Genomic DNA, 23,831 nt, shown 5'->3' with positions numbered 1-23,831 from the left:
CCGTCAAGATCCGTGAATCTTCCACCGCTCGGCCGGGCCGGCGCCGACGATCTCCCCGCGCGGCGCCGCAGGACCGGCCCCCGGCGTCCTCACGGGCCCCCTCAGCCCAGCCGCTCCGGCGGTACCCAGCTGCGCAGCATGGTCTCGAAGAGCTCCCGCGTCTCGGCCCGGTCCTCCTCGGGCCCGGTCAGGTAGAGCGCGTACTCCGGCCCGCCCGCCTCGGCGAAGTACATCTGGTCGATGCCGTGGCGCGGGCCCGGGTGGTCCTTGGACTCCATCCAGGTGAACTCCCAGCGGGAGCCGGGGCGGTCACGGAAGACGTTCTCCTCCAGCGTCAGGCGTCCGTAGTCCGGCAGGCGCTGGGCCAGGTCCTTCTCGATGCTCTGCATGTGCGCGTACGAGGTGTCGAAGTCGGGCTGCGGATCGAGGCTGATCCGGAGGCTGTGCGCCCCGCCGTCAGGGGTGTAGTCGATCTGGTCGCTGCCCGACTGCCGCTCCCAGCCCTCCGGGAGCAGGAGGCTGAAGCCCTCGGCAGCTTCGACCCGCTTCCAGCCGTCGGGGGTCTTCCCCGCGGCGGGCTCGTCCTCGCCGGCCGGCTCCGCGGACGGATCCCCGGCGCCGTCCCCGGAGGACGCGGAGGACACCGAGGGGGCGGGGCCCGCGGTGCTCCGCCCCGAGGAGTCACCGGCCGCGCTCCCGCCGCCCCCGGTGTTCCGGATGACCAGGCCCACCGCCCCGCCGATCAGCGCGGCCACCGCGAGGATCACCAGGACGGTGCGCCAGCGGTTCCCGGGGGGCCGGGTGGCGGGCGCGGTGGTGTACGGGGGTTCGGCCACCGGGGGCAGGGGCCGGGCCAGGTGGGCGGTGGAGCCGTCCGGGGCGGAGAAGTCGCGCAGCTCCTCCTCGGAGACCCGCTGGGTCGGCACGTGCGCCTGCGCGGCGCGGGGCTTCCGCCCCTCCATCGCGTCCAGCAGCATGCGCTCCGTCTCCGCGGCCGTCGGGCGGTCCGCGGGGTCCTTGCGCAGCAGGGCGGTGATCACGGGCGCCAGCGCGCCGCCGCGCGTGGGCGGGAGCGGTTCCTCCGTGACCACGGCCTGCATGGTGGAGATGGGGGACGTGCGACGGAACGGCGAGCTCCCCTCGACCGCCGTGTAGAGCGTGGCCCCCAGCGACCAGAGGTCGGAGGCGGGGCCCGGATCGCCGCCGCGCACCCGCTCGGGTGCCAGGTAGTCGATCGAACCGACCAGTTCGCCGGTCCTGGTGATGGTGGAGTCGCCCTCGATCGCGGCGATCCCGAAGTCGGTCAGGAGGACCTGGCCGTCACGGGCGAGCAGGACGTTGGCCGGCTTCACGTCCCGGTGCAGGACTCCCGCGCTGTGGGCGGCCCGCAGGGCGCTCAGCACATGGAGCCCGATCCTGGCCGCCTCGCGCGGAGCGACCTCGCCCGACTCCTTCACCGCGTCGGCGAGCGAGGGCCCGTCGACGTACTGCATGACGATCCAGGGGCGGTTGTCGTACTCGATGACGTCGTGGACGGTGACGACTCCCGGGTGCGTGATCCGGGCCGCGGCGCGCGCCTCCTTCTGCGTGCGGGCGTGCAGCACGGCCCGGTCCGCCTCGGCGACGTACAGTCCGGCGGTCAGTTCCTTGACCGCCACGGTCCGGTGGAGCACCTCGTCCTGGGCACGCCAGACCTTGCCCATGCCGCCGCGCCCCAGGACGTCACCCAGCCGGTACCGCCCCGCCAGTACGATTCCCGCGTCCGTGCCCTGCGCGTGTTCCACGTGTGTCCTCGCCCCGTTCCTTGGGACGACAGGGTACGGACGGGAGGCCGTGTCACGGAACCTCACATCGCCCACGAGACCGCACTGTGATGCTTGTCGCGTCGAGCTGTCGCCCCGTCAGGAGTTGACGCGGTAAGAGGAGATGGCCTGTTCGTAGATGTCGGAGACCTTGTCCCGCTCGTTCTCCGGGCCGATGACCTGGACGATGTGGTACCTGCCGTCCACGATCATGGCCAGGTTGCGGACGTACACCTGACGGCCGTCACCCTCCTGCCAGGTGAACTGCCCCTCCGCCATGGCCTGTCGTCCGACGTCGACGCGGCGCAGACCGGTGGACGTGGCCCAGCTCGACTCACGGAAGGGCTTCAGCTCGGGCTCCGCGGTCCGCTGGTAGTCCAGCGGGTCGCCGCCGTTGGCCTTGACGGTGTCCCGGCCGGGCACCACCAGCACGCTGAACCCGTCGCTGCCGTAACGGACCTGACGGTCCGCGTTGGCGGGGCTGCGCTGCCAGCCCTCCGGTACGCCGATCTCGAAGCCTTCGGCGTCCTTGCGCAGCTTGTAGCCCGGCGCGAGGGCGACCGCGGAGCGGCTGGTCTGCGGCTTCTCGGAGCCCGACGAGCCCGTGGAGGCCGAAGGCCCGGAGGGATCCGAAGGCTTGGGCGAACCGGCCGACGGCTCCTCCCCGGCCGACGCGCCGTCACCGGAACCCGGATCCGCGGGTGCGACGGAGTCCGAAGGCGCCGCCCCCGTCCCCGATCCGTCCTTGGGCATGAACAGCATGGCGTACGCGACGGCGGCGGCCATCGCCAGCAGGATCAGCACCAGCAGCAGGCGTCCGAGCCTCCGCGGCGCCCGGCCGCCGGGCCGCGGCTGGCGCAGCACCTTGGGCCCCTTGGGCTCTCGGGGAGCGCGCGGCGGCTTCTCGTACGCCGGCGGCTGCTCGTACGCCTGCCGGCTCTCGCGGCGCTGCGGCTTTCCCTGCCGGTGCCGGCCGTGCGCCGCGCCTCGGCCGCGGCGCCTGCGCACGAGCTCGCCCCGGCGGCGTACGACCGGCAGGCGGGTGGCGTCGGCGGGCGGCATCGTGACGATGTCGGTGCCGGCCTCGGGCTCGGGGGCCGAGCGCACGAGGGAGCGCAGCCAGCCGCGCAGCTCCTCGAAGTCGGGCCGCTCCGTGGGGTCCTGGCGCAGCAGGGACTCGACGACGGGTCGCAGCGGCCCGCACTCCTCGGCGAAGGCGGGCGGTTCGCCGCAGACCATCTGGACGAGCTCGGAGGCGTTCTCCTCCGGGTACGGGGCGTGGCCCTGCACGGCGCGGTAGAGCAGCGCGCCCAGCGCCCACAGGTCGGTGGACGGGCCGATGGGCGGGGCGAGCTGCCAGTTGTCGTGGACCGGGCCGGCCTGCTCGGGCGCCCACCGCTCGGTGACGGCGCCGACGACCGCGATACGGGCCTGCCGGGCGCGTTCGGCGGCGAGCGGGGTGGCCGGTCCGCGGTAGGCGGGGGCGTCACCGCGTCCCGCGACGACCTCGTCCCACCCTCCGGCGGGTCCCCGCGCGGTGACCGGGCGGGGCAGCCGGTCCGGGCGGTCGACGGGACCGCTGCCGAGGCGCCGCGCGTCGGCACGCAGTGCGTCCTCGCCGGAGCGGCCCGGCCCCCCGGAACCGCCCGCGGGCACGGGACGGCCGGAGCCGGGGCCGTCGCCCCAGGTACCGGCCAGATGGACACGCCGGCCGGGGGGCGGGGGGCCGCCCGGATCCTCGTCGTCGTCCTCGTCGTCCTCGTCGTCGTACGGATACGGGTACGGGGCCTCGGCCGCCCGGCCCCAGGTGCCGGTCAGCTGCGGAGGTCCGGGAGTGCGAGGAGTGGCGGGCTCCTCGGTTCCTTCCGCGTCGTGGCGGTCGTCGTGGCCGTCGTCATGGCGGTCGTCATGGCCGTCGTCGTGGCCGCCGCCATGGCCGTCGTCGTCCTGATCCGCGCGCTTGCGCTCCTCGCCGACGCGGGCCGCGGCGCGGGCCCCCGCCCGGTAGGCCGCGATGGCCCCGGCGCGAGCGGCGCGCAGCTGCGCCGCGCTCCCCGCCCCGTGCTCCGCCGGCGGCAGGGTGGGCGGCGCCACCTCGATCTCGGCACGGGGGCCGGGGGGCGTCACCCCGTCAGTGGGTGTCCTGGGGGCCGGCAGGGCCTCCGGGGCGGGAAGCGCGCCGGGCGCCTGAGGGGCAGGGCCGGGCCGGTACGGACCTGAGGGCTCGTACGGGCCTGCCCCGACCGCCGGGAGCTCGTAGGGGCCGGGCTCGACGGCCGGGAGCTCGTACGGGCCGGGCCCGGCCGCCGGGAGTTCGTGGCGGCCGGGCTCGGCCGCCGGAGGCTCATGAGGGGTCGGCGGCTCGTACGGGCCGACAGGCCCCGATTCGACCGCCGGGGGCTCGTACGGGCCGGTGGGCCCCGATTCGACCGCCGGGGGGCCGTAGGCGTTCTCCTCGTCAGGCTGCGGCGCCGGAACGTATCCGCACAGTGCCTCCTCGGCCGCGCCCGCCGCGAGTCCGGTCAGCACCACCCGGCCGTCGTCGCAGACCAGCACCGTGCGGATCGTGATGTTGCGGTGCGTCCAGCCGTGCGCGTGCAGCACACGCAGCGCCGTGAGCACGTCGGAGCCGATCTCGGCGGCCCGGTACGGATTGAGGGGCCGCTCCGCCAGGAGGGCGGCGAGCGGCCGGGCGGCGACCAGCTCGCTCACTATCCAGAGCGATCCCGCCTCGGCGAACACGTCGAAGACCTGGTCCAGGCGCGGGTGGTCGGGCACCTGGGCCGCCGCCTGCGCGGCCTCGATGGCCCGCCGGACCGCGGGATCCGTGGACCGCCGCACCGTACGGCCGGTGGCGCGCCTGGCCGAGGGCGCGCCGTCGGCGTCGAGCACCTCGGCGTCCACGACCTCCGGCAACGGCACCTGCCGTACCAGGACTTCCTGCCCGCTGTACGTGTCGAAGGCCCGGGTCTCCGCCAGTTCGTACGCATCGGACGGGGGCAGCGGAAGGCGGTAACGGTCGGCAAGCACCCGACCCGCGTAGTCGTCCACGACGCCTCCCCAGAGCGCGCTGTCCCCCGGTCACCGAGACCGCATCAATCCGTCAATTGCGGTCACTTGCTGTGCAATTGACCCCTGATTACGGCTGCGTACGGTCCTCGGCCTCTCACAATACGTGGCAAGGGGCGGCGGCGCGGCCGGGTCTCGCCAACCCGGCCGCCACGGGCCCCGCCCGGGCCGGTCAGCCGGTGGGCTCGAACGTGGCGAACGCCGTCTCGCGCAGGGTCTTGCACGCCTCGCCGTCCCACTCGTCCGCCTTGCAGCTGACCATGATCGAGTAGCCGCGGGTGGCGTCGACCTTGAAGCCCCGGTTGAGGACCCTGACCCGCATGCCCTGCTGGTTGCGCGTGAACTCCCAGTCCGCGACGGTCGGGTAGCCCTTGTACTCGGCCTTCTTTATCCCGATGTGCGAGTATCCGCTGCTGCTCGCGGCGACATTTCCCATCAGACCGCGCCATGCGGCGGCGGCGTCGTCCCCGGGCGAGGAGTTGTAGTCGATCTGGACGCGCGGGAAGCCGCCGCCGTCGTTGTAGATGCCACCCGAGTTGCTTCCCGCTATGCCGTTGCGCTTGAAGCCCTCGGGCATCGCCATCGAGAAGTGGAACCGCTCGTCGGCGACCTTCTTGTACCCGGTGGGCAGCGCGTCCGGGTCGGGGGAGGGCTCGTCGGTCTGCTGCGAGGGCGAGGGGTCGCCCGTCGCCTCGCCCTTGTCCTCGCCCTTGTCCTCACCCTGGCCGTCCTTGCCGCCGTCCTGCGCGGCCTCTCCCTCACCCTTGCCCGAGCCGCCTCCGGCGGCCTTCTCGGCGTCACCGCCGGCCGTGGAGCCGGCAGAGACGGCGGTGTCGCCCTTGGAGCCGCCCGTGTCACTCGCGTCGTCGTCGCCGAGCGTGAGCGCCAGAACCGTGCCGAGCACGGCGAGGACGACGACACCGGCGATGACGGCCAGCGTGCGGCGCGGTACGACATCGGTGATCGACGCACGGGCCGCTGCCGGACGTCCGGGCGGCGCTGCGGGGCCCGAGGCCGACGCGGTGGCCGCCGGGGTCCTGGCGTTGCGCACCGACCGAAGCGCGTCGCGCAGCCGGTCCTTCGTCCCCTCGGCGATCCCGGCCGCACCCGCCGCGGGGGGCGCCGCGGAGGAGGCCGGGACGGCAGGGGTACCGGGCACCCGGCCGTCGGGGGCAGGGCTGCCGGAATCCCCGCGAGCCCCGGGTCCGCTACTGGCAGCGGCGGACGTGGGTACGGCGGCGGCAGCAGCAGCGGCCTTCTTCGGCCCGCCCTTGCCGCTCCGGCCGCCCTTGCCGCTCCCGGAGTCGCCGATCGTGGGCAGCGCCATGACCTGGGTGCGTTCGGCCGGAGGGACGGCGGGCGCCTCCGGTGCGTTGATCACCGCGTTGAGCAGGACGCGCGCCCCGGCGTCGTCCAGACGCTGATCGGGGTCCCTGGCCAGCAGGCCGTAGATGACCTCCTCCAGCGGGCCGGCGTTGACGGGCGTCTCGACCGGCTCGGTCATCACCGCCGTCAGGGTGGCGATGGCCGATCCCTTGTCGTACGGCGGACGCCCCTCGACGCTGGCGTAGAGCAGCCCCCCGAGCGACCAGAGGTCGGCGGGCGGGCCCGGCTTGTGCCCGCGGGCCCGCTCGGGCGAGATGTAGGAGGGGGCACCGACGAGCATGCCCGTCGAGGTGACGGAGGGGTCGCCCTCGACCTGGGCGATCCCGAAGTCGGTCAGGACGACGCGGCCGTCCTCCGAGATCAGCACGTTGGACGGCTTCACGTCACGGTGCAGGATGCCCTCGCGGTGCGCCGAGCGCAGCACGTCGAGGATGGCGAGGCCGACCTCCGCCGCACGCCTGGGCGTCAGCGTCCCGTCCTCACGGATCACCTCGGCGAGGGACTTGCCCTCGATGAGCTCCATGACGATCCACGGCCGGTCGTCCTCGTCGACCACGTCGTAGACCGTCACCGCACTGGTGTTGCGGATCCTCGCGATGGCCTTCGCCTCACGCAGCGTCCGCGTGATGAGACGTCGCTTCTCCTCCTCGTCGATGGCCGAGGGGAACCGCAGTTCCTTGACCGCGACCGTGCGCCCCAACGTCTCGTCGGCAGCACGCCAGACCGTGCCCATGCCGCCCCGGCCGAGCACCTCCCCGAGGCGGTACCGCCCCGCGAGGAGACGTCCGTCCTTGTCCCCTTGGGGCTCCCGCGCCTGCTCCGCCTCCGACATGCGTCCCCTCTGCGATCAACCCGCCCTGGCAGAGCGTTCATTGTCCCTCACCCCGGGACCGGCCATGGTCGCGGGTCGGGGTCGGCCATGATGTGACCGGAGGAAGGGACCCCCTGCCATGCCGATATCCAGGGCGCTGCCCGTCGCCCCGATGGTGCTGACTCTGCTCGCCGTGGGAACCGCGAGCCTGCCCAGCGAACCACACCCCACGCCCGCATCGTCCTACCTCCCCCGGCTCGTCGTCGAGGGCCGCGCCCCGGCGGCCGCCTTTCTGGCACGTCACCACACGCCCGGCGGCGGGCAGACGTTCGGCTCCACGGGCCCCGGCATAGGGCCGGGCGACCGCTTCCGGGCAGGCAGCATCACCAAGACGTTCGTCGCGACCGTGGTCCTCCAACTGGCCCGCGAGGGCGAGCTCGGGCTGGACGACAGCGTCGAGGAACACCTGCCGGGGCTCGTGCAGGGGCACGGGAACGACGGATCCGCCATCAGCCTGCGCGCCCTCCTGACCCATACCAGCGGCCTCTACGACTACATGGCGGCCCTGCCGGCCACCGATCCGGCGCTCACGGGGGCCGCGGGCCCGTCGGCGCAGCCGGTCACCCCCGCAGCGGCGGTCCGTGCGGCCGTGGCCCGCCCTCCGGTGGCGGCGCGCGGCTCGTACGCCTACTCCAACACCAACTACGCGCTGCTCGGGCTCGTCGTCCAGCGCGTCACCGGACATCCCTACGCCGCCGAGATACGGCGCCGCGTCCTCGTCCCCCTCCGGCTGACCGGCACCTCACTGCCCGGCGTCCGGGCGGTCCTGCCCCTCCCCCACTCACGCGGCTACCACCGCTCCCCCGCGGACGGCACACTGCGCGAGGTCACGGACGTCGACCCGCGGTTCGCGGGCGCGGCGGGGGAACTGGTCTCCACGCTGGCCGACCTGGACGCCTTCTATGCGGCGCTGCTGGGCGGTCGGCTGCTGCTCCCCGCCGACCTGGCCACACTCCTCGACACCCGGGCCTCGGCCGGTGTGTACGGCATGGGGATCTATCCGCAGAAGCTCTCCTGCGGCCTCACCGTCTGGGGCCACAACGGGCACATCACCGGCAGCTACGTCCGGAGCGCCGCGACCCGGGACGGCCGCCACACCTTCACCTTCCGGGTCAACACGGACACAGCGCCCGGCGCGGCCCTCGAAGCGGATTTGCTGGAGGCGGAGTTCTGCCCGCCCGCCCGCTCCGAGGGCCCGTAGGGACACCGGGCGCTAGAGCGGCGGCACGATGTCCGGCGCCCCCAGGCGCGCCGCGTCCGCCGTCAGGTCGTCGGGCTGGCGCTGCGACTCACGCTCCGCCTCCACCCGCTTGCGGTAGTGCTCCACCTCCCGCTCGACCTGGTCCGTGTCCCAGCCGAGGACCGGCGCCATCAGGTCGGCGCACTCTCGGGCGCACCGCGTGCCCCGGTCGAAGGTCTCGATGGAGATCCGGGTACGCCGCGTCAGGACGTCGTCGAGGTGGCGGGCGCCCTCGTGCGAGGCGGCGTAGACGACTTCGGCCCGGAGGTAGTCCTCGGCTCCGGCCAGCGGCTCCCCCAGCGTCGCGTCGGTGCGCACGAGGTCGAGGAGCTCCTCGGCCATCGAGCCGTACCGGTTGAGCAGGTGCTCCACCCGGACGACGTGCAGCCCGGTGCGGGCGGCGATCCTGGCGCGGGCGTTCCACAGGGCCCGGTACCCCTCGGCACCCAGCAGCGGGACGTCCTCGGTGACGCACTCCGCCACGCGCTGGTCCAGCGCGTGGACCGCCTCGTCCACGGCGTCCTTCGCCATCACCCGGTACGTCGTGTACTTGCCGCCCGCCACCACGACGAGTCCGGGCGCCGGGTGGGCCACGGTGTGCTCGCGCGACAGCTTGCTGGTGGCGTCCGACTCACCGGCCAGCAGCGGCCGGAGCCCCGCGTAGACGCCCTCGACGTCGTCCCTGCCGAGCGGGGTGTTCAGCACCGCGTTGACGTGTTCGAGCAGGTAGTCGATGTCGGCGCTGGAGGCGGCCGGGTGGGCCTTGTCGAGGTCCCAGTCGGTGTCGGTCGTCCCGATGATCCAGTGCCGCCCCCACGGGATCACGAAGAGCACGGACTTCTCGGTCCGCAGGATGAGCCCGGTCGAGGAGTGGATGCGGTCCTTGGGCACGACGAGGTGGATCCCCTTCGACGCCCGGACGTGGAACTGTCCGCGCTCGGCGATGAGGGCCTGGGTGTCGTCCGTCCACACCCCGGTCGCGTTGACCACCTGCTTGGCCCTGACCTCGTACTCCCCGCCGCCCTCGACGTCCTGCACGCGCGCGCCGACGACCCGCTCCCCCTCCCGCAGGAAGCCGGTCACGCGCGCCCGGTTGGCCACGTGCGCCCCGTAGCCGGCGGCCGTGCGGACCAGGGTCGCCACGTAGCGCGCGTCGTCCATCTGGGCGTCGTAGTACTGCAGGGCTCCGACCAGAGCGTCCTTCTTGAGGGCGGGGGCGACCCGCAGGGCGTGGCGGCGGGAGAGGTGCCGGTGCACGGGCAGCCCGCGGCCGTGGCCGGAGGACAGGGACATCGCGTCGTACAGAGCGACGCCCGAGCCCGCGTACAGCCGCTCCCAGCCCTTGTGCTGCAACGGGTAGAGGAAGGGCACGGGCTTCACCAGGTGCGGCGCCAGCCGCTCCAGCAGCAGCCCGCGCTCCTTCAGCGCCTCCCGCACGAGGGCGAAGTCCAGCATCTCCAGATAGCGCAGTCCGCCGTGGATCAGCTTGCTCGAACGGCTGGACGTGCCGGACGCCCAGTCGCGCGCCTCGACCAGTCCGGTCGAGAGTCCTCTGGTGACCGCGTCCAGCGCGGTCCCGGCGCCTACCACGCCCGCTCCCACGACCAGCACGTCCAGTTCGCGCTCGGCCATCGCGGTCAGCGCCTCGGCGCGCTCCGCAGGTCCCAGTGTCGCTGTCCTCACTGCTGCCTCCCGGTAATCCCGGTGCATCGGGGTGGTACGGCACGGGAGCGGGGACCGGCCGGAAGGCCGGGCGCCCGTGCCCACCACTCGATTCTGTCCGCGGTCCACGACTTCAGCCACCGCCTGTGGACAACACCCGCCCCACACGAGTCACAGAATGCGACATATAGGTCATATTTACGCCTAGTCTGACATTGCGCTGTCCCCAGCAGTTGCACTTTCTGTCTCTTGGCCTTAGGGAAAGGACGGCCCATATGCCCGCAGACCTCGCCGTCATCGGACTCGGTCACCTCGGCCTGCCCCTCGCCCAGGCAGCCGTCGGTGTGGGGATCCACACCGTCGGCTACGACACCGACCCACGCCCGTTCGCCGAACTCTCGGCCGGCCGTACGCCGGTCGAGGGATCCCTCAGCGCCTCCGACATCCGGCGGATGGTCTCGGGCGGCTTCCGGCCCACCGCCGATCCGGCCGCGCTGGGCCGGGTCCGCACCGCCGCGATCTGCGCCCCCACCCCCCTGGGGCCGGACCGCACCCTCGACCTCGGAGCCGTGACGGACGCGGCCAGGGCGCTCGCCGCCCGGCTGCGGCCGCACACCACCGTCCTGGTGGAATCCGCCGTGCCTCCCGGCACCACCGAGAACGTCGTGCGCCCCCTGCTGGAGGAGGGCTCCGGTCTGCGCGCAGGACGCGACTTCCACCTCGCCCACTCCCCCGGCCGCCTCGACCCCGGCAACCGCACCCACGTCTACGGCAACACCCCCAAGGTCATCGGGGGCCTCACCCCCGCCTGCACCGAATCGGCCGCCGCCTTCTACGGGCGGCTCACGGACAAGGTCGTCCGGGCCCGCGGCCCCCGCGAGGCGGAGATGACGAAGGTCCTCGAAACCAACTTCCGGCACGTCAACATCGCGCTGGTCAACGAGATGGCGGTGCTCTGCCACGACCTCGGTGTCGACCTCTGGGACGTCATCAGGTGCGCCGAGACCAAGCCGTTCGGCTTCGAGGCCTTCCGCCCCGGACCCGGTGTCGGCGGCCACGCCGCCCCGGTGGACCCCGGCTGCTTCCCGTACAACAGCCGTACGCCCGGGCACCCGTTGCGCATGGTCTCGCTGGCCAAGGAGATCAACGACCGGATGCCGAGCTACGTGATCCAGCGCTGCGCGACCCTGCTGAACGAGCACGGCAAGTCCGTCCGGGGGGCCAGGGTCCTGCTGCTCGGGATCACGTACAAGCCGGACCTCGCGGACCAGGAGTCCTCCCCCGCCCGCGAGATCGCGACCCGGCTGATGGACATGGGCGCCCAGATCGGCTACCACGACCCGCACGTGCTGGACTGGCGGGTGCGCGACCTGCCCGTGCCTCGTGCCGATTCGCTCTACGAGGCCGCCGCGGGGGCCGATCTGACGGTGCTGCTCCAGCACCACCGCACGTACGACCTCCAGGGACTCGCGGTGAAGGCGCAGCTCCTCCTGGACACCCGGGGGGCCACTCCGGCTGGGGCAGCTCATCGCCTCTGAGCTGCACCGGAGCAGGGCGGTCGGGATTCCGGTGGGCGGTGTCGGCACGGGCTGCTAGCCTGCGGCGTCACTTCTCGCACATTCGTGCGCACCGCTTCCCAGGGGGGAACCCGTATGAGCCAGCCCGTGCAGCCGCCGAACCCACCGCAGCAGCCCCACGTCGGCGGTCAGCCGACCGACGGCAACCCGTACGCCGCGCAGCAGCCCCCCGCACCGACCGGCAACCCGTACGCCGCGCAGCAGCCCCCCGCACCGACCGGCAACCCCTTCGCGGGCGGGCAGCCCTCCGCACCGACCGGCAACCCGTTCGCGGGCGGGCAGCAGCAGCCCGGCCAGTCCGGCGGCAATCCGTTCGGCCCGGCGGCGCGGAACAACCTGGTCGTGGGCCTCCTGGTCGCACTCGGCGCAGCCGTCCTCGCCGCCATCCTCTACGGCGTCATCGCCGGAGCCATCGAGCGCGAGGTCGGTTACGCGGCCATCGGAGTGGGCTTCCTGATCGGCTTCGCGGCGAGCAAGGTCGGCGGACCGCTCCCGGCACTCGGCATCGCCGCCGCCGTCCTGTCCCTGGGTGCGGTCTTCCTCGGCCAGCTCATCGGCGCGTCGATGATCGCGTCCGACGCCCTGGGCGTCGGCTTCTCCGAGGTCTTCTTCGACCACTTCGGTGACCTGGTCACCATCTGGAAGGAAGAGTTCGACTTCATGAGCTTCGTCTTCTTCGTCCTGGGCCCGGTCGGAGCGTTCGCGGGCGTCCGCAAGGCCGGCTGACCGGCCCGTACACACGGGAGGGCCCGGACCGCGGCTGCGGTCCGGGCCCTCCCGTGTGCGGCGTGAGTGTCAGCGGCGGTGCTGGGAGTCCGCCACCGTCACCTCGACGCGCTGGAACTCCTTGAGGTCGCTGTAGCCCGTGGTGGCCATCGCCCGGCGCAGGGCGCCGAAGATGTTCATCGAGCCGTCGGGGCTGTGCGAGGGGCCGGTCAGGACCTCCTCGGTCGTCCCGACGGAGCCCAGGTCGACCAGCTTGCCGCGCGGCACGTCCTCGTGGACGGCCTCCATGCCCCAGTGCCGGCCGCGGCCGGGCGCGTCCGTGGCGCGGGCCAGCGGGGACCCCATCATCACGGCGTCCGCACCGCAGGCGATGGCCTTGGGCAGGTCTCCGGACCAGCCGACGCCACCGTCGGCGATGACGTGGACGTACCGGCCGCCGGACTCGTCCATGTAGTCGCGGCGGGCACCGGCCACGTCGGCGACCGCGGTCGCCATCGGGACCTGGATGCCGAAGACGTTGCGCGTGGTGTGCGCGGCGCCGCCGCCGAAGCCGACGAGGACGCCGGCCGCGCCGGTCCGCATCAGGTGCAGGGCTGCGGTGTACGTGGCGCAGCCGCCCACGATGACCGGGACGTCCAGCTCGTAGATGAACTGCTTCAGGTTGAGCGGCTCGGCGGCACTGGAGACGTGCTCGGCGGAGACCGTCGTACCGCGGATGACGAAGATGTCGACGCCCGCGTCGACGACCGCCTTGGAGAACTGCGCGGTGCGCTGCGGAGACAGCGCGGCGGCGGTCACGACACCGGAGTCGCGCACCTCCTTGATGCGCTGCCCGATCAGCTCCTCCTGGATGGGGGCGGAGTAGATCTCCTGGAGCCGCGGGGTGGCGGCCTCGACGGGCATCTCGGCGATCTCGTCGAGGAGCGCCTGCGGGTCGGCGTGCCGGGTCCACAGCCCCTCGAGGTTGAGGACCCCGAGGCCACCCAGCTCACCGATGCGGATGGCGGTCTGCGGAGAGACCACCGAGTCCATCGGCGCGGCCAGGAAGGGCAGCTCGAAACGGTAGGCGTCGATCTGCCAGGCGATCGAGACCTCCTTCGGGTCACGGGTACGGCGGCTCGGTACGACAGCGATGTCGTCGAACGCGTATGCCCTGCGGCCGCGCTTGCCGCGCCCGATCTCGATCTCAGTCACGATGGTGTGGCCTTTCCCTCTACGTCTGCGCTGACCAGTATCCCCGACGCACGCGTGAGGGGCGGTCCCGGGAACCCGGTCCGCCCCTCACCTGCGCTGATGCCTTACTTCCTGCTGTAGTTCGGTGCTTCGACCGTCATCTGGATGTCGTGCGGGTGGCTCTCCTTGAGACCCGCCGAGGTGATGCGGACGAAGCGGCCCTTGCTCTCCATCTCGTCGACGGTCGCGGCGCCGACGTAGCCCATGGTCTGGCGGAGGCCGCCGACCAGCTGGTGGAGGACGTTGGCCAGGGGGCCGCGGTAGGGCACCTGTCCCTCGATGCCCTCGGGGACGAGCTTGTCGTCCGAGGAGACCTCGGCCTGGAAGTAGCGGTCCTTGGAGTAGGACCGCCCCTGGCCACGGGACTGCATGGCACCCAGCGAGCCCATGCCGCGGTACGACTTGAACTGCTTGCCGTTGATGAACATCAGCTCGCCCGGGGACTCCTCGCAGCCCGCGAGGAGGCTGCCCAGCATCACGCTGTCCGCACCGGCGGAGAGCGCCTTGCCGATGTCCCCGGAGTACTGGAGGCCGCCGTCGCCGATCACGGGGACACCCGCGGCACGGGCGGCGAGGGCCGCCTCGTAGATCGCGGTGACCTGCGGGACGCCGATGCCCGCGACCACGCGGGTGGTACAGATCGAACCGGGTCCGACGCCGACCTTCACGCCGTCGACACCTGCGTCGATCAGGGCCTGGGCGCCGTCACGGGTGGCGACGTTGCCGCCGATGACGTCGACGCCGACGCTCGACTTGATCTTCGCCATCCAGTCGAGGGCGTTGCTGTTGTGGCCGTGCGAGGTGTCGACGATCAGGAAGTCGACCCCCGCGGAGGCGAGTGCCTGCGCGCGGTCCAGCGCCTCGGGGCTGGCACCGACGGCCGCGCCGACCAGCAGACGGCCTTCGGCGTCCTTGGCGGCGTTCGGGTACTGCTCGGCCTTCTTGAAGTCCTTGACCGTGATGAGGCCCTTGAGGATGCCCGCGTCATCGACCAGGGGCAGCTTCTCGATCTTGTGGCGGCGCAGCAGCTCCATGGCCTCCACGCCGGAGATCCCGACCCGGCCGGTGACGAGCGGCATCGGCGTCATGACCTCGCGCACCTGGCGCGTCCGGTCCGACTCGAAGGCCATGTCACGGTTGGTCACGATGCCGAGGAGCTTGCCCGCCGGGTCGGTGACCGGCACGCCGCTGATGCGGAACTTCGCGCACAGCGCGTCCGCCTCGCCGAGCGTGGCGTCGGGGTGCACGGTGATCGGGTCGCTGACCATTCCCGACTCTGACCGCTTGACCAGGTCGACCTGGTTCACCTGGTCCTCGATCGAGAGGTTGCGGTGCAGCACGCCGACGCCGCCCTGACGGGCCATGGCGATGGCCATCCGCGCCTCGGTCACCTTGTCCATGGCGGCCGACAGCAGGGGGATGTTCACCCGTACGTTGCGCGAGATGAGGGACGAGGTGTCGACCGCGTTGGGCAGGACCTCGGACGCGCCCGGCAGCAGCAGCACGTCGTCGTATGTCAGCCCGAGCGTGGCGAACTTCTCAGGCACTCCGTCGACGTTTGCAGTCATGACACCTTCCCCAAATGGTCTTGATCGGTGCGGATGTCCATGCTAACGGGCTCCGCGGGTGTCTCATTCCACGATCAAGATCACCTGGCGGTTATGTGGCTTCCTCCACACCGCAGGAGCCTCCGGAACCCGGCTCCCCTACTGACCGGCGAGAGCCCGCAGCCTGCTCAGAGCACGGTGCTGGGCGACGCGGACCGCGCCCGGGGACATACCGAGCATCTGCCCGGTCTCCTCGGCGGTCAGCCCGACCGCGACCCGGAGCACCAGCAGCTCGCGCTGGTTCTCCGGCAGGTTGGCGAGCAGTTTCTTGGCCCAGGCCGCATCGCTGCTGAGCAGCGCCCGCTCCTCGGGGCCGAGCGAATCGTCGGGCCGCTCCGGCATCTCGTCGGACGGCACCGCCGTCGATCCGGGGTGGCGCATCGCGGCCCGCTGGAGGTCGGCGACCTTGTGGCCCGCGATGGCGAAGACGAACGCCTCGAAGGGCCTTCCGGTGTCCTTGTACCTCGGCAGCGCCATCAGCACCGCGACGCAGACCTCCTGCGCGAGGTCCTCCACGAAGTGACGGGCATCACCGGGCAGGCGGTTCAGCCGGGACCTGCAGTAGCGCAGGGCGAGCGGGTGCACGTGGGCGAGCAGGTCATGGGTGGCCTGCGCGTCACCGTCGACGGCACGGTGCACCAGAGCACCGATCACCGTCGTCCCGTCCTCACGCATCGGACCATGGTGCCTCGGCCCCGTCCGATCCGAGGCATCGCGTCCCGAGTTGTGCACCGAAGCGTTATCAGTGTCACGCACCGAACCACCACCGGCGTGCGCCCCGGCGTCGGGCGCCGCGGCGCCGCCGGCTCTGCGCGCCGGAGCGCTGCCGACGGGTGCGCCGACAGGGCCCGCAGTCGCGTCGGGACGGTCGACGTGCGCTTCGGGTCGTGCGTCGTAGGCGTTGTGAGCAAGTGCTCCAGCGTTCTGAGCGGGTGCGCCGGATGTCATGTCCTGCGCCCTCCCCTTCCGCTCGACCGAATGTTCCCCGAGGAACTCCACAACCCCAAGGATGCGGCATCGGCCGGAAAGCGTCACATAGCGCTGGTGAGGAGGGCCCGGCCGCAGGTCCGCCGCCACCGTCGCCCCGTCCGCCGGCGTGCGGACGGGATCGCACGGCTACCGGCCGCGCCGCGGCATCAGCGGACCAGACCCCAGCGGAATCCGAGCGCGACGGCGTGCGCACGGTCCGAGGCCCCGAGCTTCTTGAACAGGCGCCTGGCGTGCGTCTTCACCGTGTCCTCGGAGAGGAAGAGCTCGCGCCCGATCTCCGCGTTGGAGCGGCCGTGACTCATGCCTTCGAGCACCTGGATCTCCCGCGCCGTGAGCGTCGGCGCCGCACCCATCTCGGCGGACCGGAGCCGGCGCGGGGCCAGCCGCCACGTCGGGTCGGCGAGCGCCTGGGTCACGGTCGCCCGCAGCTCGGCGCGCGAGGCGTCCTTGTGCAGATAGCCGCGGGCTCCGGCGGCCACCGCGAGCGCGACGCCGTCCAGGTCCTCGGCAACGGTCAGCATGATGATCCTGGCCCCGGGGTCCGCCGAGAGCAGCCGCCGGACCGTCTCCACACCCCCCAGACCGGGCATGCGTACGTCCATCAGAATCAAATCCGAACGGTCGGCCCCCCAGCGGCGGAGGACTTCCTCGCCGTTGGCCGCCGTCGTCACACGCTCGACGCCGGGAACGGTCGCAACCGCGCGGCGGAGCGCTTCTCGGGCAAGCGGGGAGTCGTCGCAGACGAGGACGGATGTCATGACCGTCCTCCGCAGCTGATGCGCGTCACCTTGAGCCTCCAGGCTGATACAAGTCGTCACCTGTGCGGTTGACCCCCTCGGACATCTGCCCGAGCTCGATCTCCGTCAACCGCCTCCCCCTCATCAACGACGGTCACTCGAAAGAGTTACGGGCCAAAGCATCCGGTTCGGCACTCTAAGTGAGGGTGCGCACACGGAGGAGAGCGACACGAGATCGTTCACCCCTCAACCGACCCGTCACCCGACGGCCTGCCCCATTTAGCGGGTTTTCTTCCCTTTTGCTGGCGTCTGCGGCTAGATTCGCAATCAGTCATATTTACATCTACTAACACCGTAGATGTACGGTCGGGACTCCGGTCATCGACGACGACGGACGAGCACCAACGGTCGAGGATGCCGTTTCCGAACCAGCAAGGTTTCGAGGGGACACGCAATGGCAGATTTCTCCCGCCTTCCCGGACCCAACGCGGACCTGTGGGACTGGCAGCTGCTGGCCGCCTGCCGCGGGGTCGACAGTTCGCTGTTCTTCCACCCCGAAGGAGAACGCGGAGCAGCTCGGAGCGCCCGTGAGACCTCTGCGAAGGAGGTCTGCATGCGCTGCCCGGTACGCGCCGAGTGCGCGGCGCACGCGCTCGCCGTACGGGAGCCCTACGGCGTGTGGGGCGGCCTGACCGAGGACGAGCGCGAGGAGCTCATGGGCCGCGCGCGCAACCGTCTGATCTCCGCCCACTCGGGGCCGGCCCCGGAGGCCGGCCACACCTGAGGGTCCGCACGACCCGCCGAACGCAGAAACGTTTTTTCACGCCAGTCGTGCCCGCCCACGGACCACACACCGGCCACCGCGGGCCGGGCGGTTCGCCGTGCGGGCGGCCGGGAACGCGGCCGGTTCAGCGTGCGGCAGCCAGGGACAGCTGGTCCAGGGTCGCCGCGACCGCCGGAACACGTGCGAGGTCGGGCAGCGTGAGGGCCACGATCTCCCGCTCCACGGCCGGCTCCACCGTCACCGTGCGCGCACCCTTGGGCCGTACGGACTCGAGGGCCAGCTCGGGCAGGACGGCGACACCGAGGCCCGCCCCCACGAGCCCGATCACCGCCGGGTAGTCGTCCGTCGCGAAGTCGATCCGCGGGGTGAAGCCGGAGGCCTCGCAGACCTCGACCAGCTGCCGCCTGCAGCGGGGACAGCCGGCGATCCACGGTTCGTCGGCCAGCTCCCCGATGGTCACCGCGTCCGAGCCCGCCAGCCGGTGCCCCTCGGGGACCAGGCCGATGAGCCGGTCCCTCAGCAGCGGACGCTCGACCAGGTCGTCCCATTCGCCGCCGGTCGTCCCGTAGCGGAACGCCAGGGCGATGTCGCAGTCGCCGTCGCGCAGCATCTCCACCGAGCGCGGCGGCTCCGCCTCGACGAGCGAGACCCGGGTGCCCGGGTGCGCGGCACGCAGGGCGGCGAGTGCGCCGGGGACGAGGCTGGAGCTCCCACTCGGGAACGACACGAGCCGGACCCGGCCGGCCCGCAGCCCGGCGATCGCGGCGACCTCCTCCTCCGCGGCGGTCAGCCCCGCGAGGATGCCGGACGCGTGGCGCACCAGCGCCTCACCCGCCTGGGTGAGACGCATCTCGCGCCCTGTGCGAATCAGCAGCGGAGTCCCCGCCGAGCCCTCCAGCGCCTTCATCTGCTGACTGACGGCGGGCTGGGTACAGCCCAGCTCACGCGCGGCGGCGGAGAACGAACCGGTGGTGGCCACGGCGCGCAGGACACGGAGATGACGGGCTTCGATCACCCTTCAACCATAAGCGACTCTTGCAGAAATGGCTGGTTAATCACGAGCACCTTTGAGGGCCTCGCGGTTAGCCTGTCCCGTTATGAAGGTGCTCACCGTGAACCTCGGCCGCCCCGCCGCCTCCTCCCACGCGGACGGAGCCTCCGGTCTCACCGGCATCGGCAAGCGTCCGTCCGACGGCCCCGTACGGGTCACCGACCCCGGCCCCAAGGGCAGCGGCGGCAGCGGCCTGGCCGGGGACACGGTGTGCGACCTCCGGCACCACGGAGGCTCGGACCAGGCGGTGTACGCGTACGCCCGCGAGGAGCTCGACGCCTGGGAGCAGGAGCTCGGCCGGCCCCTGCCGAACGGTTCGTTCGGCGAGAACCTGACGACTCACGGCCTCACCGTGAGCCACGCCCGCATCGGGGAGCGCTGGCGGATCGGCGAGGAGCTGGTCCTGGAGGTGACGTCGGGGCGCATTCCGTGCCGTACGTTCGCGGGCCACCTGGGCGAGCGCGGCTGGGTGAAGCGGTTCACGCGCGAGGGGGCCACCGGCGCGTACCTCCGGGTGGTCGAACCGGGGACGATCCGCTCCGGCGACCCGGTCGAGGTGGTGCACGTGCCCGGCCACGAGATCACCGCGGCCATGCAGTTCCGGGCGACGACCACGGAGCGGCACCTGCTCCCCCGCCTGCTCGACGCCGGGGACGCCCTGCACACGGAAGCGCTGCGTGCCGCGCGGGCGTACGTGGCCTCGCAGCGGGGCCCCGCCTCCTGACGGCCCGGGCCCCGACGGGAGACACCCCCGCCGCCGGGAGCCGTCCGACGGAGCGACCGGAGGTGCGGAACGCCGGTCGCCCCCTCGTCAGGGTTGAGTTCGGGCACCGGCGCTGACGCGGAGTGCGGCGCGCGCCGGCAGGCGGCGTACGACCTCCGCCGAGCCGCCCGGTCCGTCCTCCGCCGGGCGGACCGGTCCGGAGGGAGAAGCCGGGTCCGCCACCCGCGGACGCGGGCACTAACGTGCCGCTTATGACGACTGCACTGATTACGGGCGCGACGGCGGGGATCGGGGCCGCCTTCGCACGGCGGCTCGCGGGTGACGGGCACAATCTGGTGCTGGTGGCCCGCGACACGGAGCGGCTGCGGGCCCAGGCCACGGAGCTGCACGACGGGCACGGCATCGAGGCCGAGGTGCTCACGGCCGACCTGTCCACGGACGCCGGGATCGAGGCGGTCGAAGCGCGGCTGGCGGACCGTGTGAGCCCCGTCGACCTGCTCGTGAACAACGCAGGCTTCGGCAACAAGGGGCGTTACCTGGACGTCTCGATGGCCGATGAACTGACGATGCTGAAGGTCCACTGCGAGGCGGTGCTCCGGCTCACCTCGGCCGCGGCGGGCCCGATGCGGGAGCGCGGCCGCGGCGGTGTGGTGAACGTGGCTTCCGTCGCGGCCTTCCTGCCGCGCGGGACGTACGGGGCCTCGAAGGCGTGGGTCGTCCAGTTCACCCAGGGCGCGGCGAAGGACCTGGCGGGTTCGGGGGTGCGGCTGATGGCCCTGTGCCCGGGCTTCGTACGCACCGAGTTCCACGAGCGGGCCGGGATGGGGACGGGCAACATCCCGGACTGGATGTGGCTCGACGCCGACAAGCTGGTGGCCGCCGCCCTGGCGGACCTGGCCCGGGGCAGGTCGGTCTCGATCCCGGACCCGCGCTACAAGGCGATGATGGGCCTGGTGAAGCTGACGCCCCGCGGTCTCCTCGGCGGAGTCACCTCCCGCGCCGGGCGGACGTACGGCCCGAAGTAGGCGCCGGGGGCACCGTCCCCCGCACACGCACCGAGGCCCGGTGCCCCCGCGACGGGGGTACCGGGCCTCGGCGGCGTACGGGGTCGTACTAGTGGGAGTGGCCGTGGCCGGCGTCGGCCTCTTCCTCGGCCGGCTTCTCGACGACCAGGGTCTCGGTCGTGAGCAGCAGCGACGCGATGGACGCGGCGTTCTCCAGGGCGGAGCGGGTGACCTTGACCGGGTCGATGACGCCGGCCTTCACCAGGTCGCCGTACTCGCCGGACGAGGCGTTGAAGCCCTGGCCCTTGTCGAGCTCGGCGACCTTCGAGGTGATGACGTAGCCCTCGAGGCCCGCGTTCTCCGCGATCCAGCGGAGCGGCTCGACGGCGGCGCGGCGCACGACCGCGACACCGGTGGCCTCGTCGCCGGTCTTGCCGAGGTTGCCCTCGAGGACCTTGACGGCGTGGACCAGAGCGGAGCCACCACCGGAGACGATGCCCTCCTCGACCGCGGCGCGGGTCGCGGAGATGGCGTCCTCCAGACGGTGCTTCTTCTCCTTGAGCTCCACCTCGGTGGCGGCACCGACACGGATCACGCACACGCCGCCGGCCAGCTTCGCGAGGCGCTCCTGGAGCTTCTCGCGGTCCCAGTCGGAGTCCGTGGACTCGATCTCGGCCTTGATCTGGTTGACGCGGCCCTTGACGTCGGCGGAGTCGCCGCCGCCGTCGACGATGGTCGTGTCGTCCTTGGAGACCGTGACGCGGCGGGCCGTGCCGAGCACGTCCAGACCGGCCTGGTCGAGCTTGAGGCCGACCTCCTCGGCGATGACGGTCGCACCGGTGAGGGTGGCGATGTCGCCGAGCATGGCCTTGCGGCGGTCACCGAAGCCGGGGGCCTTCACCGCGACGGCGTTGAAGGTGCCACGGATCTTGTTGACGACGAGGGTGGAGAGCGCCTCGCCCTCGACGTCCTCGGCGATGATCAGGAGCGGCTTGGAGGCGCCGGCCTGGATGACCTTCTCCAGCAGCGGGAGCAGCTCCTGGATCGAGCCGATCTTGCCCTGGTGGATCAGGATGTACGGGTCGTCGAGGACGGCCTCCATACGCTCCTGGTCGGTCACCATGTACGGGGACAGGTAGCCCTTGTCGAAGGCCATGCCCTCGGTGAACTCGAGGTCCAGACCGAAGGTGTTGGACTCCTCGACGGTGATGACACCGTCCTTGCCGACCTTGTCCATCGCGTCCGCGATGAGCTCGCCGACCTGCGGGTCCTGCGCGGAGAGCGCGGCCACGGCGGCGATGTCGGCCTTGTCGTCGATCGGGCGGGCGGTCGCGAGGAGCTCCTCGGACACGGCCTTCACGGCGGCGTCGATGCCCTTCTTCAGGGCGGCCGGGGACGCGCCCGCGGCGACGTTGCGCAGGCCTTCGCGGACGAGGGCCTGGGCGAGCACGGTGGCGGTGGTGGTGCCGTCACCCGCTACGTCGTTGGTCTTGGTCGCCACCTCCTTCACCAGCTGGGCACCGAGGTTCTCGTACGGGTCGTCGAGCTCGACCTCGCGCGCGATGGTGACACCGTCGTTGGTGATGGTGGGAGCGCCGAACTTCTTGTCGATGACGACGTTGCGGCCCTTCGGACCGATCGTCACCTTCACCGTGTCGGCAAGCTTGTTGACGCCGCGCTCAAGGGCGCGACGGGCGTCCTCGTCGAACTTCAGAATCTTCGCCATGGGCTGAGCTGTCCTCTCAAACGAACTGCGCCCCTCGCCGCCCGGCTAGTTATTTCGCAGGGGGCCAGGGGCGCAGAACGGAAGCAAACGTTAAGTGAATTACTTCTCGACGATCGCGAGAACGTCGCGCGCCGAGAGGACGAGGTACTCCTCGCCGTTGTACTTCACCTCGGTGCCGCCGTACTTGCTGTACAGCACGACATCGCCGGTCTTGACGTCGAGCGGCAGGCGCTCGCCGTTCTCGAAGCGGCCCGGGCCCACGGCCAGGACGACGCCCTCCTGGGGCTTCTCCTTGGCGGTGTCCGGAATGACCAGGCCGGAAGCCGTGGTCTGCTCGGCGTCGAGCGGCTGGACCACAATGCGGTCCTCGAGCGGCTTGATCGCAACCTTGGAGCTGGTGGTCGACACGATCCGGTCTCCCCCTTCGGAGATCTCACGGGGTTTAACAGTCTGTGGGGTGGCGACCAGGTCGATCCGTCGTCGCGGGTGCCGGACCTGCCCTGTCGCGCGGTGGTGCTGGCACTCTCCCTCGGGGAGTGCCAGCACTGACACTATGACTGCGATTAGCACTCGGTCAAGCGGAGTGCCAATTCACCACCCTCGCGTGGCGCCGCGGGACCGGCCCACGCCCGGGACAACGCGGGAGACCGCCACGTCGTTCCGGCGTCGGGCGGCCGGGTGCGCCGGCCGCGCCCCGGTCAGACGTAGTCCTCCAGCCTGGCCACCGCGTACCCCTTGTCCGTGACCGTCTTCATGACGCGCCGGACCATGTCGGCCATGGATCCTTCCCAGTCCTCGTCGCCCCGGAAGTGGGTGAGGATGATGTCTCCCGGGTGCAGGTCCCTGTCCCACTCGCGCCACTCCATGTGGTCGGGGAAGGCCTCGGCGGCCCACAGGGGCACGGCCTTGATGCCGCAGGACTTCGCGATGCGCAGGGTGTCGCCGTTGTAGTTGCCGTACGGCGGCCGGAAGAGGGTGGGCCGCTTCCCGAAGTACCTCTCGATCTTGTCCTGCTCACCGCAGATCTCCCGCCGCTGGTCGGACGCCGAGAGCCCCGGGAGGTAGCGGTGGTTGAGCGTGTGGTTGTTGAGGGTGACACCCCGGGCCTGCATGTCCTTGAAGTAGCCGTAGTCGTCGCTCACCACGTAGTCGCTGAGGAAGGCGCTGTACGGGATCTTCAGCTCCGTCATCATCCGCAGCAGTTCGGGGTCCTTCTCCGCCCCGTCGTCCATCGTCAGGAAGACGACCCGCTCCTTGGTGGGCACGGTGGTGAAGACCGGCGGCAGCGTCTCCCCTCCCTCCACCTCGAATCCCTCGCGCGTGGTGATGCGCGGCTTCACGGCGGGCGGCGCGGGTGCGACGAGCGGGACCTTCGCCAGGCCCCACTTCTTCGCGACGGCCACCCGGGCGGCCAGTTCCCGCTTCAGCCGCTCGGCCCGGGCCCTGGCCTTCGCCTCGGCCGCGGCGGGGCCCGCCTGCGCGGCGGCGGCTCCCGGCCGGCCGGCGGCCGGTCCGTCCCGGCCGGCAGCCCCTTCGTCCGTACCGTCGGCACACCCGGAGGCGGCGGCGCCGATCAGCAGGGCGGCCAGGACCGCGCAGGCCGTTCTGCGGCGCTTCATGACAGATTTTTCTTTTTGTCGTA

General features: G+C 72.0%; 18 protein-coding genes. 6 read left to right on the top strand and 12 right to left on the bottom strand.

The annotated features are described in order from the left end of the window. Positions 1–101: 101 nt before the first annotated feature. The 3 genes from ACFUNE_RS14975 to ACFUNE_RS14965 all read right to left on the bottom strand — a co-directional run bounded on the left by ACFUNE_RS14975 (position 102) and on the right by ACFUNE_RS14965 (position 7,089). Positions 102–1,784 carry a protein kinase gene (locus ACFUNE_RS14975; protein ID WP_383566618.1) on the bottom strand — a complete coding sequence of 561 codons (1,683 nt, stop codon included), beginning with the start codon at positions 1,782–1,784 and terminating at the stop codon, positions 102–104. 117 nt (positions 1,785–1,901) lie between these two features. After that, complete coding sequence (locus ACFUNE_RS14970; protein ID WP_383566615.1) at positions 1,902–4,853, bottom strand: protein kinase; 2,952 nt, start codon at positions 4,851–4,853, stop codon at positions 1,902–1,904. Between the two features lie 190 nt (positions 4,854–5,043). Next, positions 5,044–7,089 (bottom strand): serine/threonine-protein kinase, encoded by a 2,046-nt coding sequence (locus ACFUNE_RS14965; RefSeq protein ID WP_383566612.1) that lies wholly within the window; start codon positions 7,087–7,089, stop codon positions 5,044–5,046. 118 nt (positions 7,090–7,207) lie between these two features. Between ACFUNE_RS14965 and ACFUNE_RS14960 the strand changes: the two genes are divergently transcribed. Continuing rightward, complete coding sequence (locus ACFUNE_RS14960) at positions 7,208–8,329, top strand: serine hydrolase domain-containing protein (RefSeq protein ID WP_383566610.1); 1,122 nt, start codon at positions 7,208–7,210, stop codon at positions 8,327–8,329. 12 nt (positions 8,330–8,341) lie between these two features. Here the strand turns inward: ACFUNE_RS14960 and ACFUNE_RS14955 are convergent, their stop codons facing one another. Continuing rightward, positions 8,342–10,051, bottom strand: coding sequence for a glycerol-3-phosphate dehydrogenase/oxidase (locus ACFUNE_RS14955; protein WP_383566607.1), 1,710 nt, complete (start codon positions 10,049–10,051; stop codon positions 8,342–8,344). Positions 10,052–10,305: 254 nt separating this feature from the next. On the opposite strand from ACFUNE_RS14955, the gene ACFUNE_RS14950 reads away from it, so the two are divergent. Further along, positions 10,306–11,568 carry a nucleotide sugar dehydrogenase gene (locus ACFUNE_RS14950; protein WP_383566604.1) on the top strand — a complete coding sequence of 421 codons (1,263 nt, stop codon included), beginning with the start codon at positions 10,306–10,308 and terminating at the stop codon, positions 11,566–11,568. A gap of 114 nt (positions 11,569–11,682) precedes the next feature. Beyond that, on the top strand, positions 11,683–12,333 hold the full coding sequence (locus ACFUNE_RS14945; protein WP_383566601.1) for a hypothetical protein: 651 nt from the start codon (positions 11,683–11,685) through the stop codon (positions 12,331–12,333). Between the two features lie 69 nt (positions 12,334–12,402). Here the strand turns inward: ACFUNE_RS14945 and ACFUNE_RS14940 are convergent, their stop codons facing one another. The 4 genes from ACFUNE_RS14940 to ACFUNE_RS14925 form a co-directional block, all read right to left on the bottom strand. Continuing rightward, complete coding sequence (locus ACFUNE_RS14940) at positions 12,403–13,527, bottom strand: GuaB3 family IMP dehydrogenase-related protein (RefSeq protein ID WP_383566598.1); 1,125 nt, start codon at positions 13,525–13,527, stop codon at positions 12,403–12,405. Between the two features lie 104 nt (positions 13,528–13,631). Then, positions 13,632–15,134 (bottom strand): IMP dehydrogenase, encoded by a 1,503-nt coding sequence (guaB, locus tag ACFUNE_RS14935; protein ID WP_383566595.1) that lies wholly within the window; start codon positions 15,132–15,134, stop codon positions 13,632–13,634. Positions 15,135–15,272: 138 nt separating this feature from the next. Continuing rightward, on the bottom strand, positions 15,273–15,848 hold the full coding sequence (locus tag ACFUNE_RS14930; RefSeq protein ID WP_030123887.1) for a sigma-70 family RNA polymerase sigma factor: 576 nt from the start codon (positions 15,846–15,848) through the stop codon (positions 15,273–15,275). Between the two features lie 461 nt (positions 15,849–16,309). Further along, on the bottom strand, positions 16,310–16,921 hold the full coding sequence (locus ACFUNE_RS14925) for a response regulator transcription factor (RefSeq protein ID WP_003948568.1): 612 nt from the start codon (positions 16,919–16,921) through the stop codon (positions 16,310–16,312). A gap of 433 nt (positions 16,922–17,354) precedes the next feature. On the opposite strand from ACFUNE_RS14925, the gene ACFUNE_RS14920 reads away from it, so the two are divergent. Further along, entirely contained in the window at positions 17,355–17,684 is a 330-nt protein-coding gene (locus tag ACFUNE_RS14920) for a WhiB family transcriptional regulator (protein ID WP_099173812.1), read from the top strand. Positions 17,685–17,808: 124 nt separating this feature from the next. Here the strand turns inward: ACFUNE_RS14920 and ACFUNE_RS14915 are convergent, their stop codons facing one another. After that, the gene (locus ACFUNE_RS14915) at positions 17,809–18,699 is read right to left on the bottom strand and encodes a LysR family transcriptional regulator (RefSeq protein WP_383566590.1); all 891 of its coding nucleotides are present in this window, start codon (positions 18,697–18,699) and stop codon (positions 17,809–17,811) included. Between the two features lie 82 nt (positions 18,700–18,781). Between ACFUNE_RS14915 and ACFUNE_RS14910 the strand changes: the two genes are divergently transcribed. Next, positions 18,782–19,459 (top strand): MOSC domain-containing protein, encoded by a 678-nt coding sequence (locus ACFUNE_RS14910; protein ID WP_383566587.1) that lies wholly within the window; start codon positions 18,782–18,784, stop codon positions 19,457–19,459. Between the two features lie 251 nt (positions 19,460–19,710). Continuing rightward, positions 19,711–20,484 (top strand): SDR family NAD(P)-dependent oxidoreductase, encoded by a 774-nt coding sequence (locus ACFUNE_RS14905; RefSeq protein WP_383566584.1) that lies wholly within the window; start codon positions 19,711–19,713, stop codon positions 20,482–20,484. Between the two features lie 88 nt (positions 20,485–20,572). Here ACFUNE_RS14905 and groL read toward each other — a convergent pair whose 3' ends face one another. From groL to ACFUNE_RS14890, 3 genes are all read right to left on the bottom strand, one after another. Beyond that, on the bottom strand, positions 20,573–22,189 hold the full coding sequence (groL, locus tag ACFUNE_RS14900) for a chaperonin GroEL (protein WP_383566581.1): 1,617 nt from the start codon (positions 22,187–22,189) through the stop codon (positions 20,573–20,575). Positions 22,190–22,288: 99 nt separating this feature from the next. Next, positions 22,289–22,597 carry a co-chaperone GroES gene (gene groES / locus ACFUNE_RS14895; protein ID WP_003966899.1) on the bottom strand — a complete coding sequence of 103 codons (309 nt, stop codon included), beginning with the start codon at positions 22,595–22,597 and terminating at the stop codon, positions 22,289–22,291. A gap of 290 nt (positions 22,598–22,887) precedes the next feature. After that, positions 22,888–23,808: a polysaccharide deacetylase family protein gene (locus ACFUNE_RS14890; protein WP_383566577.1), complete on the bottom strand. Its 921-nt coding sequence runs from the start codon at positions 23,806–23,808 to the stop codon at positions 22,888–22,890. Positions 23,809–23,831 lie beyond the last annotated feature (23 nt).

Source organism: Streptomyces sp. NPDC057287, assembly GCF_042667905.1.
GTDB lineage: Bacteria > Actinomycetota > Actinomycetes > Streptomycetales > Streptomycetaceae > Streptomyces.
The sequence above is the reverse complement of the archived record's forward strand: the minus strand, read 5'-3'. Positions and strand labels throughout refer to the sequence as shown.